At 70.0% G+C, this 16,888-nt stretch carries 15 protein-coding genes; 5 read left to right on the top strand and 10 right to left on the bottom strand.

The window, feature by feature from the left end:
* Positions 1-3: 3 nt before the first annotated feature.
* From AB0M54_RS34045 to iolC, 8 genes are read right to left on the bottom strand one after another with little or no spacing between them, the layout of a single operon-like run.
* Positions 4-1,068 (bottom strand): ABC transporter permease, encoded by a 1,065-nt coding sequence (locus AB0M54_RS34045; protein WP_364319069.1) that lies wholly within the window; start codon positions 1,066-1,068, stop codon positions 4-6.
* Between the two features lie 58 nt (positions 1,069-1,126).
* Entirely contained in the window at positions 1,127-2,107 is a 981-nt protein-coding gene (locus AB0M54_RS34040) for a sugar ABC transporter substrate-binding protein (RefSeq protein ID WP_364319071.1), read from the bottom strand.
* 23 nt (positions 2,108-2,130) lie between these two features.
* Positions 2,131-3,045 (bottom strand): TIM barrel protein, encoded by a 915-nt coding sequence (locus tag AB0M54_RS34035; protein WP_364475864.1) that lies wholly within the window; start codon positions 3,043-3,045, stop codon positions 2,131-2,133.
* Positions 3,045-4,529, bottom strand: a complete 1,485-nt coding sequence (locus AB0M54_RS34030) for a CoA-acylating methylmalonate-semialdehyde dehydrogenase (RefSeq protein WP_364475862.1) — start codon at positions 4,527-4,529, stop codon at positions 3,045-3,047. Before AB0M54_RS34030 ends, AB0M54_RS34035 begins: the two co-directional genes overlap by 1 nt.
* A gap of 16 nt (positions 4,530-4,545) precedes the next feature.
* Positions 4,546-6,396: a 3D-(3,5/4)-trihydroxycyclohexane-1,2-dione acylhydrolase (decyclizing) gene (gene iolD / locus AB0M54_RS34025; protein WP_364475860.1), complete on the bottom strand. Its 1,851-nt coding sequence runs from the start codon at positions 6,394-6,396 to the stop codon at positions 4,546-4,548.
* Positions 6,393-7,271, bottom strand: a complete 879-nt coding sequence (gene iolB, locus AB0M54_RS34020; protein WP_364319076.1) for a 5-deoxy-glucuronate isomerase — start codon at positions 7,269-7,271, stop codon at positions 6,393-6,395. Before iolB ends, iolD begins: the two co-directional genes overlap by 4 nt.
* Positions 7,272-7,282: 11 nt before the next feature.
* Positions 7,283-8,152 (bottom strand): aldolase, encoded by an 870-nt coding sequence (locus AB0M54_RS34015; RefSeq protein ID WP_364319078.1) that lies wholly within the window; start codon positions 8,150-8,152, stop codon positions 7,283-7,285.
* Positions 8,145-9,098, bottom strand: a complete 954-nt coding sequence (gene iolC, locus AB0M54_RS34010) for a 5-dehydro-2-deoxygluconokinase (RefSeq protein WP_364475858.1) — start codon at positions 9,096-9,098, stop codon at positions 8,145-8,147. Before iolC ends, AB0M54_RS34015 begins: the two co-directional genes overlap by 8 nt.
* Before the next feature lie 141 nt (positions 9,099-9,239).
* Here iolC and AB0M54_RS34005 point away from each other — a divergent pair, with 141 nt between their 5' ends.
* The 5 genes from AB0M54_RS34005 to AB0M54_RS33985 all read left to right on the top strand — a co-directional run bounded on the left by AB0M54_RS34005 (position 9,240) and on the right by AB0M54_RS33985 (position 14,441).
* Entirely contained in the window at positions 9,240-9,992 is a 753-nt protein-coding gene (locus tag AB0M54_RS34005; RefSeq protein ID WP_364319082.1) for a GntR family transcriptional regulator, read from the top strand.
* Between the two features lie 79 nt (positions 9,993-10,071).
* Positions 10,072-11,310: a DUF1800 domain-containing protein gene (locus tag AB0M54_RS34000; RefSeq protein WP_364475856.1), complete on the top strand. Its 1,239-nt coding sequence runs from the start codon at positions 10,072-10,074 to the stop codon at positions 11,308-11,310.
* Between the two features lie 20 nt (positions 11,311-11,330).
* The gene (locus AB0M54_RS33995) at positions 11,331-12,521 is read left to right on the top strand and encodes a DUF1501 domain-containing protein (RefSeq protein WP_364475854.1); all 1,191 of its coding nucleotides are present in this window, start codon (positions 11,331-11,333) and stop codon (positions 12,519-12,521) included.
* Positions 12,522-12,586: 65 nt separating this feature from the next.
* On the top strand, positions 12,587-13,357 hold the full coding sequence (locus AB0M54_RS33990; protein WP_364319088.1) for a class III extradiol ring-cleavage dioxygenase: 771 nt from the start codon (positions 12,587-12,589) through the stop codon (positions 13,355-13,357).
* Between the two features lie 85 nt (positions 13,358-13,442).
* Positions 13,443-14,441 carry a TerC family protein gene (locus tag AB0M54_RS33985; RefSeq protein WP_364475852.1) on the top strand — a complete coding sequence of 333 codons (999 nt, stop codon included), beginning with the start codon at positions 13,443-13,445 and terminating at the stop codon, positions 14,439-14,441.
* Positions 14,442-14,512: 71 nt separating this feature from the next.
* On the opposite strand, the gene AB0M54_RS33980 is transcribed toward AB0M54_RS33985, so the two are convergent.
* Together AB0M54_RS33980 and AB0M54_RS33975 are read right to left on the bottom strand one after the other, a co-directional pair.
* Positions 14,513-14,761, bottom strand: coding sequence for a hypothetical protein (locus AB0M54_RS33980; protein WP_364475850.1), 249 nt, complete (start codon positions 14,759-14,761; stop codon positions 14,513-14,515).
* 182 nt (positions 14,762-14,943) lie between these two features.
* On the bottom strand, positions 14,944-16,875 hold the full coding sequence (locus AB0M54_RS33975; protein WP_364319094.1) for a M4 family metallopeptidase: 1,932 nt from the start codon (positions 16,873-16,875) through the stop codon (positions 14,944-14,946).
* Positions 16,876-16,888: the final 13 nt, after the last annotated feature.

The raw sequence follows: 16,888 nt of genomic DNA, 5'->3' as shown, positions 1-16,888 counted from the left end.
GGGTCAGCCCACCTTCCGGGTGGTCGAGAGCCGCTTGACGTAGAGGTTGACCAGCACGGCGAGCAGCAGCATCACGCCCAGGAAGGCCTTGAACCAGTTGGGGTCCCAGCCGGCGTAGACGATGCCGAGGCTGGTCATGCCGAAGATGAAGGCGCCGATGGCCACGCCCCACGCGTTGCCGAAGCCGCCGGTGAGCAGCGTGCCGCCGACGACCGCGGCGATGATGTAGAGGAACTCGTTGCCGACGCCGTTACCGGCCTGGAGCGTGTTGAACCGGTACAGGATGTGCATGCCGACGAACCAGCCCAGGAACGAGACCGACATGAACAGGCCGATCTTGGTCTTGAACAGCGGCACACCGACCGCGCGGGCGCTGTCCGGAGCGCCACCGACGGCGTAGATCCAGTTACCGGTGCGGGTCCGGGTGAGGATCCAGGCGGCCAGTGCGACGAAGAGGATCCAGTAGATGACCGTGCCCCAGATCGTCACGCCGCCGACCTTGATGTTGAAGGCGAAGACGTTGGCGAGCGAGTCGAACCCGTCGATCTGCGAGATGTCGGTGGACGACACCTGGTTGGTGACCAGCTTGGTGACGCCCAGGTTGGCGCCCTGGAGTACAAAGAACGTGCCCAGGGTGATCAGGAAGCTGGGAATGCCGGTCCGCATCACCAGGTAGCCGTTGAGGAACCCGATGGCCAGGCAGAAGACCAGCGAGAGGATCGCGCCGATCCACAGGTTCACGCCGAGGTACCAGCAGAACATCGAGTTCACCAGGCCCGCGGTGGTGACGATGACGCCGGCCGACAGGTCGAACTCGCCGCCGATCATCAGCAGGCCGACCGCGACCGCGACGATCCCGATCGTGGAGGCCTGGTAGAGCACGGTGAAGAACGACTCGGCCGACCGGAACGCGGGGGCGGCGGCCATGAAGAAGATGAAGATGATGATCGCCGCGACCAGCGCGCCCACTTCGGGACGGGCCAGGATCCGGTTCGACATGCCGAGTTTGACGCGGTTGGACGGCTCCGAGGGGACGGTCGCCGGAGCCGCCTGGACGGATTGGCTCATGGCTGAACTCCGATCCGCCCGGCCGGGCCCTGACAAGGCCGGCCGGGCGTCAAAGTGACTAGCGGGTGTTGTTCTTGGTGAAGGGCAGGATGGTGGCGATGTTGGCCGAGTCCACGAAGGACGGACCGGTGAGCACGGGCTTGCCGCCGCCGATGTCGTTGCCGTTCTTCAGGTTCAGGTAGAGCGAGGTGACCGCCATGTAGCCCTGCACGTAGGGCTGCTGGTCGATCGAGAACTCGATCTTCTTGTCGCTGATGTCCTGCGCGACCTCCTGGTTGAGGTCGAACGTGACCACCTTGGCCTGGCTGCCGGACTGCTCGATGGCCTTGAGCGCGTCCACCGCCTGCGGGGCGCCCAGCGTCACGATGTAGTCGATCGACTTGTCCTGCGCCAGCTTCGCCTGCAGCGTCGAGGTCACCGCGGCGTCGTCGGCCCCGTTCACCTGGACGTTCTCGGTGGCCGGGGCCGACTTCTTCACACCGGCGCAGCGGGCCTCCAGCGCGACCGAGCCGGCCTGCTGGATGACACAGAGCGGCTTCTTGCCACCGGCCTGGGTGATCCGCTGCCCGGCGGACTCACCGGCCAGGGACTCGTCCGAGCCGAAGTACATCAGCGCGCCGAGCTGCTTGTACTGGTCGATGCCGGAGTTGAAGCCGACCAGCGGGATCTTCGCGTCGGTGGCGGCCTTGACCGCGCCGGCCAGCGCGTCCGGGGTGACCAGGGTGGTGGCGATGCCGTTCACCTTGGAGTCCACCGCGCTCTGGATCAGCTGCGCCTGCTTGGTGGCGTCCGGGTCGTTCGAGTACTTCAGCGTGACACCGGTGTCCTTGGCCGCCTGCTGGGCGCCGTTCTTCACCTTGTCCCAGAACGTGTCGCCGGGCGTCTCGTGCGTGATGAAGGCGATGGTGAAACCGGAGCTGCCCGCGGCGTTGCCGCCGGAGGCGGTGGTGTCGTCGGTCTTCTCACGGCCGCCGCCACTGCAACCGGCGACCGCAAGGGCCACCACCGCAGCAACCGCGAGGGGACGGATGATTTTCATGGGGGCTTCCCTTTCGGTGGTGACTATCGCTCCCGCGCGGGCCGCGAACGCAGACCGGCGGAGTTCAGGTAGGTGCGGGTACGGGTGGCGATCGGCAGCGGTAGATCAAAGTCGACCGGGTACATGTCCTGCTCGACCACCACGAACAGTTCGGCGTCGAGCTCGCCCAGCGCCTCCAGCACACTCGGCACGTCCGGCGACCCGGCCGGCGGCTCGACGCTGGCGCCCTGCGCGACGGCCTGCCCGAACGGCAGGTCGTCGGCCTTGGCGCGGGCCGCGATGGCCGGGTCCATCTGCTTGATGTGTACGTAGCCGATGCGCTCCGGGTACCTGCGGATGATCGCCGGGACGTCGGCCTGCCGGTAGGCGAGGTGGCCGGTGTCCAGGCACAGCGAGACGAACGCCGGATCGGTGTCGTCCAGGAAGCGCTCGGTCTGCGCCTGGGTCTCGACGTGGTAGTCGGCGTGCGGGTGGAAGCGCAGCGCCAGGCCGTACTCCTCGGCCAGCATCTTCCCGAGCGTGTCGCTGTTCGACGTCAGCGTCTTCCACGCGTCGGCGTCGAGTTCGGCCGCCTGGTGGTAGGCGCCGGTCACGTCGTCGCGGTAGCCGGGCACCGGCACGAAGATCAGGTTCTTCGCACCCAGCGCCGCCGTGAGCGCGGCCACCTTCCGGGTCTCGGCCATCACCGCGTCGAAGTCCTTGTGCGGGCCGCCGACCCCGGCCACGGTGCCTCCGGCGCAGGTCAGGTCGCGCTTGGCCAGCTCGTCGGTCAACAACGACGAGTCCGTGGGCAGGTATCCGTACGGGCCCAGCTCGAGCCAGTGGTAGCCGGCGCCGGACAGCTCGTCCAGGAACCGGTTCCACGGCGTCTGGCGCGGGTCGTCGGCGAACCAGACACCCCACGAGTCGGGACAGCTCCCCAGCTGAAGGTGCCTCATCACGACGCCGTCGGGAAATGAAGGCTGGCCTCGGCCTGCGGCCAGCGCGAGGTGACGACCTTGCCGCGGGTGTAGAACGAGACGCCCTCGGGACCGTGGATGTGCTTGTCGCCGAAGAGCGAGTCCTTCCAGCCGCCGAACGAGTAGTAGGCCATCGGCACCGGGATCGGGACGTTGATCCCGATCATCCCGACGTTCACGCCCCGCTGGAACCGGCGGGCCGCCTCGCCGCTGCTGGTGAAGATCGCCGTGCCGTTGCCGTACCGGTTGGCGTTGATCAGGTCGATCGCCGCGTCCACGGTGTCCGCCCGGACCACCGACAGCACCGGGCCGAAGATCTCCTCGGTGTACACGTCCATCTCGACGCCGACCTGGTCGATGACCGTCGGGCCGACGAAGAAGCCGTCCTCGTAGCCGGGGACCTTGAGCCCGCGCCCGTCGACCGTCACCTTGGCGCCCTGCTGCTCGCCGGTGCCGATCAGGTGCTCGATGCGTTCCTTGGCGGCCGCGGTGACGACCGGGCCCATCTCCGACCTCGGATCGCGGCCGGAGCCGACCACGACCTCGCCGGCCTTCCGGTTGACCAGGTCGACCAGCGCGTCGCCGGCCGAACCGACGGCCACCGCGGCCGAGATCGCCATGCAGCGCTCACCGGCCGAGCCGAACGCGGCCGCGGACAGGTGGCCGGCGGCGTAGTCGAGGTCGGCGTCGGGCAGGATGATCGCGTGGTTCTTGGCGCCGCCGAGGGCCTGGACCCGCTTGCCGGTCGCGGTGGCCCGGGTGTGGATGTACCGGGCGATCGGCGTGGAGCCGACGAACGAGACCGCGGCGATGTCCGGGTGGTCGAGGATCGCGTCCACCGCCACCTTGTCGCCGTGCACCACGTTGAAGACGCCGTCCGGCAGGCCGGCCCGCTGCCACAGCTTCGCGACGAAGTTCGAGGCCGACGGGTCACGCTCGCTGGGCTTGAGCACGAACGTGTTGCCGCAGGCGATCGCCACCGGGTGCATCCACATCGGCACCATGGCCGGGAAGTTGAACGGGGTGATGCCGGCGACCACGCCGAGCGGCTCGCGGAAGCTGAACACGTCGACGCCGCTGGACGCCTGGTCGGTGTAGTCACCCTTGAGCATCTGCGGGATGCCGCAGGCGAACTCGATCACCTCGAGGCCGCGCTGCACCTCGCCGGCCGCGTCCGACAGCACCTTGCCGTGCTCGTCGGAGACGATCTCGGCCAGTTCCTTGACGTTCGCGTTGACCAGCTCGCGGAAGGCGAAGAGGACCTTCGTACGCTTGCTCAGCGACGAGTCGCCCCACTGCTCGAAGGCCGCCTTGGCGGTGGCCACCGCGGCGTCGACGTCGGCGGCCTCGGCCAGCACGACCTCGTGCTGCCCCTGGCCGGTCGCCGGGTTGTAGACGGTCGCGCGTCGGGAGCCCGTGCCGGACGTCTCGCTGCCGCCGATCCAGTGCTCGATGGTTGCCACGGTTATTCCGGCCTCTCTACAGGTGGTCGCGCTGGTCGCGCTTGGCTTCGGTGTACGCGGCGTACGCCGCCCGGGTGCTGTCCAGCTCCGACACCTCGGAGACCGGCACGTCCCACCAGCTCTCGCTGGACGGGACCTGGCTCAGCGGGTCGGTCTCGATGTGCACGACGGTCAGCCGGTCGGCCTCGCGGGCCTGCTTGAGCCCTTCGGTGAGGTCGGCGATCGTGCGGCACCGGATCACCTGGGCGCCCAGGCTCTCGGCGTTGGCGGCCAGGTCGATCGGCAGCTTGCCGCCGTCGTAGTCGTCGTGCTCGCCCCGGTAGCGGTAGCTGGTGCCGAACCGCTGGGAGCCGAGCGACTCGGACAGCGCGCCGATCGACGCGAACCCGTGGTTCTGCACCAGCACGATGATCAGCTTGATGTTCTCCGCGACCGCGGTGACGATCTCCTGGGCCATCATCAGGTAGGAACCGTCGCCGACCAGCGCGAACACCTCGCGGCCGGGGTCGGCCAGTTTGATTCCCAGCGCGCCGGCCACCTCGAAGCCCATGCACGAGAAGCCGTACTCGACGTGGTACTGCTTCGGGTCCCGCGCGCGCCACAGCAGCTGGAGGTCGCCGGGCATGCTGCCGGCCGCCTGGACCACGACGTCCCGCTGCCCGGCCGCGTCGTTGACGGCCCCGATCACCTCGGCCTGGGAGGGCAGGTCACCCTGGGGTGTCCGGTACGCGTCCTCCACGGTCTGTTGCCAGGTCTCAACGTCGCCGGCGTACGTTCTCTCCCAGGTCTTGGAAAGCGCGCCGGTGAGCGCGGTCAGCGCTTCCCGCGCGTCCGCCACGACCGATTCAGCCGACTGCTTGGCGGCGTCGAAGGCCGCCACGTTGATGTTCACGAACTTCACGTCGGGGTTCCGGAACTGCGTGCGCGAGGCGGTGGTGAAGTCGCTGTAGCGGGTGCCGATGCCGATGATCACGTCGGCTTCCCGCGCGAGTCGGTTGGCCACCGGGGTACCCGTGGAACCCACGCCGCCCACCGAGTTGGGGTGGTCCCAGGAAACGGCGCCCTTGCCGGCGTGGGTGTCGGCAACCGGGATGCCGGTGGCGCGGGCGAAGGCGTCGAGCTCCGCACTTGCCTCGGAGTAGGTGACACCGCCGCCGGCAATGATGAGAGGTTTGTCGGCATTCTTAATGACATCAGCGGCACGGGCGAGGGCGCCTGGCTCGGGGACCGGGCGGGCCACGTGCCAGACCCGCTTGCGGAACAGCTCGTCCGGGAAGTCGTACGCCTCGGCCTGCACGTCCTGCGGCAGGCAGAGCGTCACCGCGCCGGTCTCGGCCGGATCGGTCAGCACCCGCATGGCGGCCAGCAGCGCCGACGGCAGTTGCTCGGGCCGCCAGATCCGGTCGAAGAACCTCGACAAGGGCCGGAACGCGTCGTTCACGCTCACGTCGTACGACCGCGGGTCTTCCAGCTCCTGCAGCACCGGCGCGGCCACCCGGGTGGCGAAGACGTCGCTGGGCAGCAGCAGCACCGGCAGCCGGTTGACCGTGGCCAGGGCGGCGCCGGTGAGCATGTTGGTCGAGCCGGGCCCGATCGACGCGGTGCACGCCATGGTGGACAGCCGGTTCTTCATCCGGGCGTACCCGGCGGCCGAGTGCACCATGGCCTGCTCGTTCCGGGCCAGGTGATACGGCAGGTCATCGGCACCGGTCCGCTGCGCCTGCAGCAGCGCCTGGCCGAGACCGGCCACGTTGCCGTGGCCGAAGATGCCGAAGCAGCCGGCGATCGTGCGCTGCTCGACGCCGTCGCGTTCGGTCCACTGGTTGGCGAGGAACTTCACGACGGCCTGAGCGACGGTCAGCCTCACGAACGGCTCCTTTCCGTGATCGAGGTCATCGGCAGCCGGGGGTCCGTCTCCTGGTTGGTCCACAACCCGCGGACCCAGCCGTGTGCCGGGTCGTCGCGGATCAGCCACTCCCGCTCCCCCGGACCGGCCATGACATTGAGGTAGTAGAGGTCGTAGCCCGGCGCGGCCATTGAGGGCCCATGCCACCCGTACGGGATAAGAACCACGTCACCGGACCGCACCTCTTCGCACACGTCGATCGGCCGGTCGGGGTGGCCGTACACCCGCTGGTAGCCGGAGCCGGGCGTGCCGGCCGGGGACGACGCGACCTCGAAGTAGTAGATCTCCTCGAGCGCGGACTCCCCGGCGCCGGCCTGGTCGTGCTTGTGCGGCGGATAGGACGACCAGTTGCCGCCCGGAGTGAGCACCTCGCAGGCGATCAGCCGGTCACACTCGAACGTCTCCGGCGTGCAGAAGTTGTTCACCTGGCGGCTGGCCTGGCCGGCGCCGCGCATCTCGACCGGCACGTCCTGGGCGGCGCCGTAGCGGAACGGCAGCCGCCGGGTCGCCTTGGCCGAGGGCAGCGCGAACCGGCCGCCGCTGGGCGCGCGCACGGTCACGGTGGCGTCCCGCGGCACGTACGCGAAGTCGGTGACCCGGCTGAACACCGAGCGCCGACCGGTCAGCGTGACCCGCTCGTCGTCGCAGGTCACGTCGCAGCCGCCGGCCAGCGGCAGGACCAGCATCTCGTCCTCGCCGGTGGTGAACGACGCCCGGGTGCCGACCGGCAGGTCGAGGACGCGCAGCCCGCTGTAGCCCCACCCGGCCATCTCCGGGGTGATGACCAGCTCGAACGGCTTCTCGGCGGTGCTGCCCCGGGGTACCACCGGGTTCACGCGTGCCTCGCTCACAGCAGACTCACCGCCCGGTCGACCGCACCGGCCACGTCGCCGCCCTGCGGGTAGAGCAGGCTCCGGCCGATCACCAGGCCCTGCACGGTCGGCAGATCAAGAGCCTTCTTCCATTGCCCGTACGCCGCGTCGGCGTCCGCCGCGACCTCGCCGCCGAGGATCAGGGCGGGCAGCGTCGTCGCCGCCATCACCCGTTCCATGTCCCGCACGACCGGGACCTTCAACCAGGTGTACGCCGAGGTGCGGCCCAGCCCCGCGGCCACCGTCTGCGCCCGGATCATCGCCTCGGCGGTCAGCTCGTTGCGGACCCGGCCGTCGACCCGGTGCGAGATGAACGGTTCGACCATGGCCATCAGATGCCGCCCGGCCAGGTCGCTGACCGCGCGCCCGCAGGACTCCAGCGTGCCGACCGTGCCCGGGTCGTCCGGGTCGATCCGGAGCAGCATCTTGCCGCCCTCGAACCCGGACTCGGCGATGCTGTCCGCGTCGTACGCGGTGAACCGGTCGTCGATCTCGAACGACGTGCCGGCCAGCCCGCCGCGGTTCATCGAGCCGATCACCACCTTGTCGTCGAGCACGCCGAGCAGCAGCAGGTCCTCGAGGATGTCCGGGGTGCCGAGCACGCCGTTCACCCCCGGGCGGGCCAGCGCGGTGCAGATCCGGTCGAGCAGGTCGGCCCGGTTGGCCATGGCCAGCGCGTCGGCGCCGGCCCGCAGCGCGCCCCGCGCCGGGTGGTCGGCCGCGATGATCATCATCTTGCCGTGCTCGGCCAGGAACGACGAAGGGCGGCGCCGGGCGGCCGCGGCCGCGGCGACCGATCTCGGCCGGTGGATCCGGGCCTCGACGAGGTCCGCGATGTCACGCACGGGTGGCTCCTTCTTCCAGCAGCTCACGAACCTCGGACTCGGTGGGCATGGCGTCGGCGCAGGACAGCCGGGAGGCGACGATGGCGCCGGCCGCGTTGCAGAAGCGCATCAGCGTCTCGAGGTCCCAGCCGCTGAGCAGCCCGTGGCACAGCGCTCCGCCGAACGCGTCCCCGGCGCCCAGGCCGTTGACCACGTCGACCAGGTTCGGCGGAACCTCGACCTGCTGATCTTTTGTCGATGCGAGGACACCCTCCGGACCCTGCTTGATGACGGCCAGCTCGACGCCGGCGTCGTGCAGGGCCCGGGCCGCGGCGCGGGGCTCGGTCGCCCCGACCGCGGTGTTCGCCTCGTCGAGGTTGCCGACCGCGACCGTCGCGTACGGAAGGGCCTGCTCGTACCAGCCGCGCGCCTCTTCGCGGCTGGTCCAGAACATCGGCCGGTAGTCGAGATCGAAGACCGTGATGCCGGCCTTGTCGCGGTGCTTGAGCCCGGCCAGGGTGGCCGAGCGGGACGGCTCCTGGCACAGCCCGGTGCCGGTGACCCAGAAGATGCCGGCGTCGCGGATCGCCTCGAGATCGAGCTCGTGCTCGTGGATCTCGAGGTCGGGGGCCTTCGGGAAGCGGTAGAAGTACAGCGGGAAGTCGTCCGGCGGGAAGATCTCGCAGAACGTGACCGGGGTCGGGTAGGCCGACACCGGGGTGACGAAGCGGTCGTCCACCCCGAAGCCACGCAGCGCGTCGTGCAGGAACTCACCGAACGGGTCGGCGCCGGTGCGTGAGATGAGCGTCGCCCGGCGGCCGTAGCGGGCGGCGGCGACCGACACGTTGGCCGCGCTGCCGCCGAGGAACTTGGCGAAGGTACGCACCTCGCGCAACGAGACGCCGATCTGTTCGGGATAGAGGTCGACGCCGAGGCGCCCCATGGTCAGTACCTCATCCGCAGGCATGCGGTCCCCTCCCGCCCGGCGGGGCTGGTGACGTCTTGGTGAATTCGTGGTGGCTCTGTTTCAGTTCGTTTCGATGTAATAACGTGAGGGCTTCCACGTCAATACTTTGTCATGACAAACTGTCGAACCGAAGGAGGTGCCATGACGGCCGAGGTCTCGCCCATCCGCCCTGCCGAGGTCGACCGCAGCAGCCCGGTTCCCCTCTACTTCCAGGTGGCCACGCGCCTTCAGGAGCTGATCGAGAAGGGTGAGATCGGCGTCGGCGCCCGCATCGAGAACGAGGTCGATCTGGCCGAACGGCTGGGCGTGTCCCGGCCGACCACCCGCCGGGCCATCCAGTACCTGGTCGAGCGGGGCATGCTGGTCCGTAAGCGCGGCGTCGGCACCCAGGTCGTGCACCCCAAGGTGCGCCGCCCGGTCGAGCTCTCCAGCTTGTACGACGACCTGCGCACGGCCGACCGCGCGCCCCGCACCGAGGTGCTGAAGCTCGAGGTCGTGCCGGCCGACGGCGAGGTGGCGGCGGCCCTGGAGATCGACCTGGGCACCCAGGTGACCTGGATCGAACGGCTGCGCTTCGCGGGCGGCGAGCCCCTCGCCCTGATGCACAACGCGATCCCGGTCGACCTGATCCGCCTGACCGGGCAAGACCTGGCCGAGCACGGTCTCTACGAATTGTTACGCCGAGCCGGCTTCGTGCCGCGAATTGCGACACAGGTGATCGGCGCCCGCTCGGCCGGCGCCACCGAGGCCCGCATCCTCGCCGAGAAGCGCGGCGCCTCGCTGCTCACCATGACCCGCACGGCCTGGGACGCGAGCGGCCGCGCCCTCGAGTACGGCAGCCACGTCTACCGCGCCTCCCGCTACTCGTTCGAGCTCAACCTCTCCGCGGGCTGACCCACGCCGCAGCGAGACCTTGCCGCGGCCTGATCGCGCGCTTACCGATCTCGAACCTTCGATCTCTAGCGTCACGGTCATGACGGACCGCCAAGCCGCCTCCCACCTGCTGCGCCGGCTGACCTTCGGGCCGACCGCGGCCGAGGTGGACGCGGCCACGAGGGAGACCACCGACGCCACCCTGGACCGGCTGCTCGAGCCGCCCGCCCTGCCCGCGACACCCGAGCTGGGCACCGATCCGTTCGCCGCGGACCTCACGCGGGAGCAACGGATGGCGGCCCGGCAGGACGTCCGGAAGCAGACCACCGAGGCGACGCTGTGGTGGCTGGGCCGGATGGCGGCCGGTGGCGCGACCTCGGTCGCCGAGAAGCTGACCTTCTTCTGGCACGGGCACTGGGCCACCAGCGTGCAGAAGGTGCGCTCGGCCCGGCTGATGGTGGCCCAGCAGCAGACCTTCCGCCGCTACGGGGCCGGGGACACGTCTCCCCTGGTGCGGGCCATGCTGCGCGACCCGGCGCTGATCCTCTGGCTGGACGGGCAGAAGAACACCCGCAAGGCGCCCAACGAGAACCTGGCCCGCGAGCTGATGGAGCTGTTCACGCTCGGGGTCGGCAACTACACCGAGGACGACGTGAAGGCCGGCGCCAAGCTACTCACCGGTTGGAAGGTGGACCGGGCCACCGGCCGGGCCACGCTGGCCGGGCCGCGGCACGACGCCACGCCGGCCACGCTGCTCGGCACGAACGGCGTCACCGATGTGGACGCGTACGCTGATGTGCTGGTCCGGAATCCGGCGCACCTGCCCTTCATCACCGCGCGGCTGTGGCTGCGCTACGGCTCGACCGATCAGCCCGCCCCGAAGCCGGCCGGGACGCGGGACGTGACGGCGATGCTGCGGGCGCTCGTCGGGTCCGCGGAGTTCGCGGGTACGCGCGGGCGGCTGGTCAAGCAGCCGGTGGAGTGGCTGGTCGGCGCGATGCGGCAGCTCGGGATCAAGCCGGACGCCAAGGTGGGCGGCATCCTCCGGGCGCTCGGGCAGGTGCCGTTCCGGCCGCCGAGCGTGGGCGGCTGGCCGGCCGGGAACGCCTGGCTGACCACCTCGTCGGCGCAGGCGCGGCTCAAGGCGGGGCAGCAACTCGTGGCCCTCGCCCCCGCCGCGGCCGAGGGGCTCACCGGCGGAGAACGGCTGGACGCCCTGGCCCATCTGCTCGTGGTCGACGTCTGGACCGACCGCACCCGGGCCGCCCTGACCCAGGTCAAGGACCCCCGCAAGCTGCTCGCCCTGGCCCTGGCCACCCCCGAGTACACGGTCCACTGAAGAAGCTGAGGAGACACGCGATGGACACGATCACCCGGCGCCGGTTCCTGACCGCGAGCGGCGTGGTGGCCGGCGGCGCGATCGCGCTCGGCGGCACCGCCTACGGCCTGCGCGACATCCTCGGCTTCCGCGACGAGGAACGCCCGGCCGGCGCGAAGACCCTGGTCCTGGTCACGCTCTACGGCGGCAACGACGGCCTCAACACCGTCATCCCGTACGCCGACCCGGCCTACGCCGCGAACCGCCCGGGCCTGACCTACGACCCGGGCCAGGTGCTGCGGCTGGACGACGCCTTCGGCCTCAACCCGGGGCTGGCCGGACTGCACCGGCTCTACGGCGAGAAGCGGCTGGCGATCGTCCGGGGCGTCGGCTACCCGAAGCCGGACCGCAGCCACTTCCGCTCGATGGACATCTGGCAGACCGCCCAGCCCGACCGCCCGGGCAACACCGGATGGCTGGGCCGCTGGCTGGACGGCGTGGGCGGCGACCCGCGGCTGGCGGTCAGCTTCGAGCCGGTGCTGCCGCCGCTGCTGGCCGGGGCGACGAGCGCCGGCGCGACCGTGCCCGGCGGCGCGGTGAAGCTGCCCCGGATCGCCACGCCGGAGGTGCTGACGGCGCTGTCGGCGAGCGCGCCCGGCGAGTCACCGGCGCAGGCCCGGGCCGCGGCCTGCTTCGCCGACCTGGTCCGGGTGCGGGATCTGATGGCCGACGTGGACGCGTCCCCGGAGGACTCCGCCGACACCGCCGCTCCCCCGCTCGACACCCAGCTCGCCCTGGTCACCAGGTGCATCGAGGCGGGCGCGGCGACCCGGGTCTACTCGGTCTCGCTGGGCGGCTTCGACCTGCACGCCGACGAGAAGGAGGCGCAGGAGGCGCTGCTGGCCAAGCTGGACCGGCCGCTGGCGGCCTTCGCCGACCGGATGAGGAACCGGGACGTCGTCACGGTCGTCTACTCCGAGTTCGGCCGCCGGGTGAAGGCCAACGCCTCGGACGGGACCGACCACGGCACCGCGTCGTCGATGTTCCTGATGGGCGGGGGTGTGGCCGGTGGGATGTACGGCGACCCGCCCAGCCTGACCGATCTCGACGACGGCGACCTGGTGCACACCGTCGACTTCCGGGACGTGTACGCCTCGGTGCTCAGCGACGTCCTCGGCGCGGACCCGGGCACGGTTCTCGGCGACTGGCCGGGCCGCCTGGACTTTAGTTGACGCGACAACTATCCCGGCGTACGCTGAAGGGAGTTTGTTGAAGTGTCAACCAGGAGGCCCTTGCCATGAGCGCGTTGCCCGCCCTCTTCCTCAGTCACGGCGCACCGCCGCTGGTGGACAACCCGGTCTGGGTGGCGCAGCTCCAGGAGCTGGCCGCGGGGCTGCCCCGGCCCAAGGCCATCCTGATGGCCTCGGCCCACTGGGAGTCGGCGCCGCTGATGCTCGGCGCGACCGAGACCGTGCCGCTGACCTACGACTTCGGCGGCTTCGCACAGCGCTACTACGAGGTTCAATATCGCGCTCCCGGCGCTCCCGAGCTGGCCGACCACATCGAGAAGCTGATGCCCGACGCGCAGACCGTGGCCCGCACCGACCGGGGGCTCGACCACGGCGCCTACGTGCCGCTGACCGTGATGTACCCGGACGCGGACATCCCGGTGCTGCAGATGTCGCTGCCCTCGCTCGAGCCGGACGCGCTGCTCGACCTGGGCCGGCGGCTGCGGCCGCTGCGCGACGAGGGTGTGCTGATCGTCGGCTCCGGGTTCACCACGCACGGGCTGCCGTTCCTGCGCGACTGGCGGGAGGACGCGGTGGCGCCGGGCTGGTCGCGGGAGTTCGACGCGTGGGCGGCCGAGACGCTGGCCCGCGGGGCGGTGGACGAGCTCGCCGACTTCCGGTCGCGGGCGCCCGGAATGCCGTACGCGCACCCGACGATCGAGCACTTTGCCCCGATGTTCCTCACCCTGGGCGCGGCCGGCGACCCCGAGCAGTCCCCGGACCAATCGATCGAGGGCTACTGGATGGGCCTGTCCAAGAGGTCGTTCCAAGTGGCCTGACCTTTGGATATTCAGGATTCTTTCAGCGTTTGCAGGGACCCTTGATGGGAATGTCGCAGCAATCCATCGGAAGGGTTCCCTGTTGATGCTAGAGGTCACCGCGCTCGGCTGGACGCTGACCATCGGGGTCATCGTCGCCCTGCTCGCCCTCGATCTCGCGGTCGGCGTGTTCCGCCCGCACGCCGTCGGTTTCCGTGAGGCCGCCGTCTGGTCCGTCTTCTACATCGGCGTCGCCGTCGCGTTCGGCATCGTCTTCGCCTCGGTCGCGGGGTGGGACTTCGGCGCCGAGTACTTCGCCGGCTACATCGTCGAGAAGAGCCTGTCGGTCGACAACCTCTTCGTCTTCGTGATCATCATGAGCACCTTCGCGGTGCCCGAGAAGTATCAGCAGGAGGTCCTGACCTTCGGCATCATCATCGCGCTGGTGCTGCGGGTGATCTTCATCGCGCTCGGGGCGACGCTGCTGTCGCTGTTCTCGTTCATGTTCCTGATCTTCGGGCTGGTGCTGATCTTCACCGCGGTGCAGCTCTTCCGGCATCGTGCGGAAGACCCCGACATCGAGGACAACGCTCTGGTACGCGCCAGCCGGCGCCTGTTGCCGGTGACCGACGACTACATCGGCGGCAAGATGATCACCCGCGTCGACGGCAGGCGCATGGTCACCCCGATGTTCATCGTGCTGATCGCGATCGGCAGCTCCGACCTGCTGTTCGCGCTCGACTCGATCCCGGCGGTGTTCGGCGTGACCTCCGAGGCGTACATCGTCTTCGCGGCCAACGCCTTCGCCCTGCTTGGCCTGCGGGCGTTGTTCTTCCTGGTCAAGGGCCTGCTCGACCGGCTCGTCTACCTCAGCACGGGGCTGGCGCTGATCCTCGCCTTCATCGGCGTCAAGCTGGTGCTGCACTGGCTGCACGAGGACATCTGGCACGACGCGCCCGAGATCAGCACGCCGGTCTCGCTCGGCGTCATCCTGGTCGTCCTGACCGTGACCACGGTCGCCAGCCTGATCAAGTCGCGCAACGACCCGAGCGTGAAGGCCAAGGCCGGCAGCCTGCGAGCCCACAAGGCCCGCGAGGACGCGTGATCCCCCCAGGACAACGAGGGCCCGACAACGGCGTCGGGCCCTCGTTCTGCGCTTCGGTCGTGCCTCGTGGATCAGGCGGCGCGGTGCCCGCCGATGCCGGACGCGGTACGCGCGCGCTCGTAGTCCTGCTGGTCCAGGATGGCTCGGATGACCCGGGTCTCCTCGCTGCTGTGCCGGGCGATCAGCTCGTCGAGCTCGGCGCGCTCGGCGCGCTCGGCGGGCGACTGGAACGCGGCAAGCTCGGCGCTGAGCTTCCGGATCTCACGCCGTTCGACGGCGCGTTGCACCAGGGCGGTGCGGATCCTCTTGGCGAACGCCATGGTCTTACTCTCCCCAACGAAGTTACTTTCAGTTACCTCCTCCACGATCCACGCGAGCCGTTGAATCAACAAATCCACCAGGTAAAACTCTGATGCGAAAAGTGACCCGCACCACCGGAAGGCAGTAGCGCGGGTCACTCTCTGTCGACAATGGGCAGGTCAGACGCCCGGTGTTCGCTCGATCACACGGTCAGGGTCCAGGTGTTGATGTAGCCGGTGTCCTGACTTGCCACGTCCTGCACCTTGAGCTTCCAGGCGCCGTCGGCCGTCTCGCTGCTCACGTTGACCGTGTAGGTGTCGATGACGTTGTCGGCGCTGTCCGAGCCGCTGCTGCTCTTCAGCCGGTACGACGACCCGTCCGGCGCGACCAGGTCGACGACCAGGTCACCCCGCCAGGTGTGCACGATGTTGACGTCGACCTTGGACGACGACGAGGCGCTCCGGCCACAGCCGCTGATCGTGATCGTGCTGGTCACCGCGGCGCCCGCGTCCGGGATGGAGACGTCGCCCGCGTTGGTGCCGGTGCAGCCGGTCGGGTCCGGCGGGGTGGTGCCGCCACAGGTCGGCTCGCCGCTCTGCGCCGGGACGCTGATCGCGTTCCAGGCCGCCTTGACCGTGTCGAAGTTGGCGCAGCTGTTCGGGTAGAGGTTCTTCGCCGCGTTCAGCGTGGCGGTGCGGATGTTGGCGTACTTCCAGGTCGAGGTCTTCGACTGGAGCGCGTTGTAGTAGATCTCGCCGGCGGTGCGGGTGCTGATGCCGGTGACCGTGCTGCTGTTGCAGGTCGGGCTGGCCGGGCCGCCGGACGGGCTGGAGCCCTGCGCGACCAGGTAGAACCAGTGGTTCAGGGGGCCGGCCGCGGCGTGCACCTCGGTGCTCGGGATCGACGACGACCAGCAGTTCGGGTCGCCGGCCAGGGACGGGTTGTACATGTAGCGGATCGGGCCGTCACCGACCAGGTCCACCTCCTCGCCGACCTGGAAGTCCGGCGGGTCCAGCGGGTTGTTGGTGTACGCCTCGGTGAGCGCGCCGAAGATGTCGCCGGTGGACTCGTTGATGCCACCGTTCTCGTTGCCGCTGCCCGCGCCGCCCGGGGTGGACTGGAAGATCGCGTGGCCCATCTCGTGCGCCACCACGTCGATCGGCGTGGCCTGGCGGGTGTTCGCCTGGTTGTGGCCGAAGTTCGTGTACGAGCCGTTCCAGTACGCGTTCACGTCGGCCAGCCCGACCCGGACCGGCGGGGTGTTGCCGTTGCCCAGGATGCCGCTGCGGTTGAACCAGGCGCTCACCATGTCGGCCTCACGCTGCACGCCGTACAGGGCGTCGACGCAGGCCGTCTCCAGGTTGGTGCCGGAGCCGTTGCCCCACGCGTCGTCGGTCCCGGTGTACGCCGACCCGTTCTGCCCGCCACACTTCAGTCCCGGGCGGGTGGTGTCGGTCAGCGAGTACGACGAGCCGGAGCCCGAGGTGTTGATGGAGACGTTGCCGTAGTAGTAGCCGTTGCCCGTGCCCTCACGAACCAGCTCGATCGAGTCGGCCACCGTGCCCGATGTGGCGTCCACGAAGATGTGCCGGTTGCTGGGCTTGCCGCCGGCCAGGGTGCCGGTGACGTCCACCTCGTAGACCAGCGTCGGTGCGCCGAAGGCGAGCACCTTGAGCGTGGCCCCGGACGCGCTGTCGACCTTGGCCAGCTGGGCCTTCGCGGTGGCCACGGCCTGCGCGGCGGTGATCTTCGCGGTGGTCGCGACGCTGATGTCGGTGGACTGGGCGACCGCGGTGTCCTTCACGGCGCCGGTCGCGTCGGTGGTCACCACGACGTCGCCGCCGACCACGGCAAGCCCCTGGTGGGTGCGCTGGTAGGTGACGTACTGCAGGCCGCGGGTGCCCGCCACCACGCCGGTGCGCTGGAGCGCGTCGCCGGTGGCCAGGTGCAGTTTCGCGTCGGCGGCGGGGCTGCTGACGAGCCGGTCGGCCGCGGTGGCGGCCAGGGACGGAGCGGGGGTGGGGCTCGGCGCCTGGGCCGGGGCCGCGCCGGCGCTGGTCGGCGAGGCCGCCAGCGTCAGTGCCGCTCCGGCGGCCAGAGCCATCGAGGCTCGGAACAGGTGGGTTGGTCGCACGCTCGTACTCCGT

It is taken from the genome of Actinoplanes sp. NPDC051470 (assembly GCF_040682035.1).
Classification (GTDB): domain Bacteria; phylum Actinomycetota; class Actinomycetes; order Mycobacteriales; family Micromonosporaceae; genus Actinoplanes.
The sequence above is the reverse complement of the archived record's forward strand: the minus strand, read 5'-3'. Positions and strand labels throughout refer to the sequence as shown.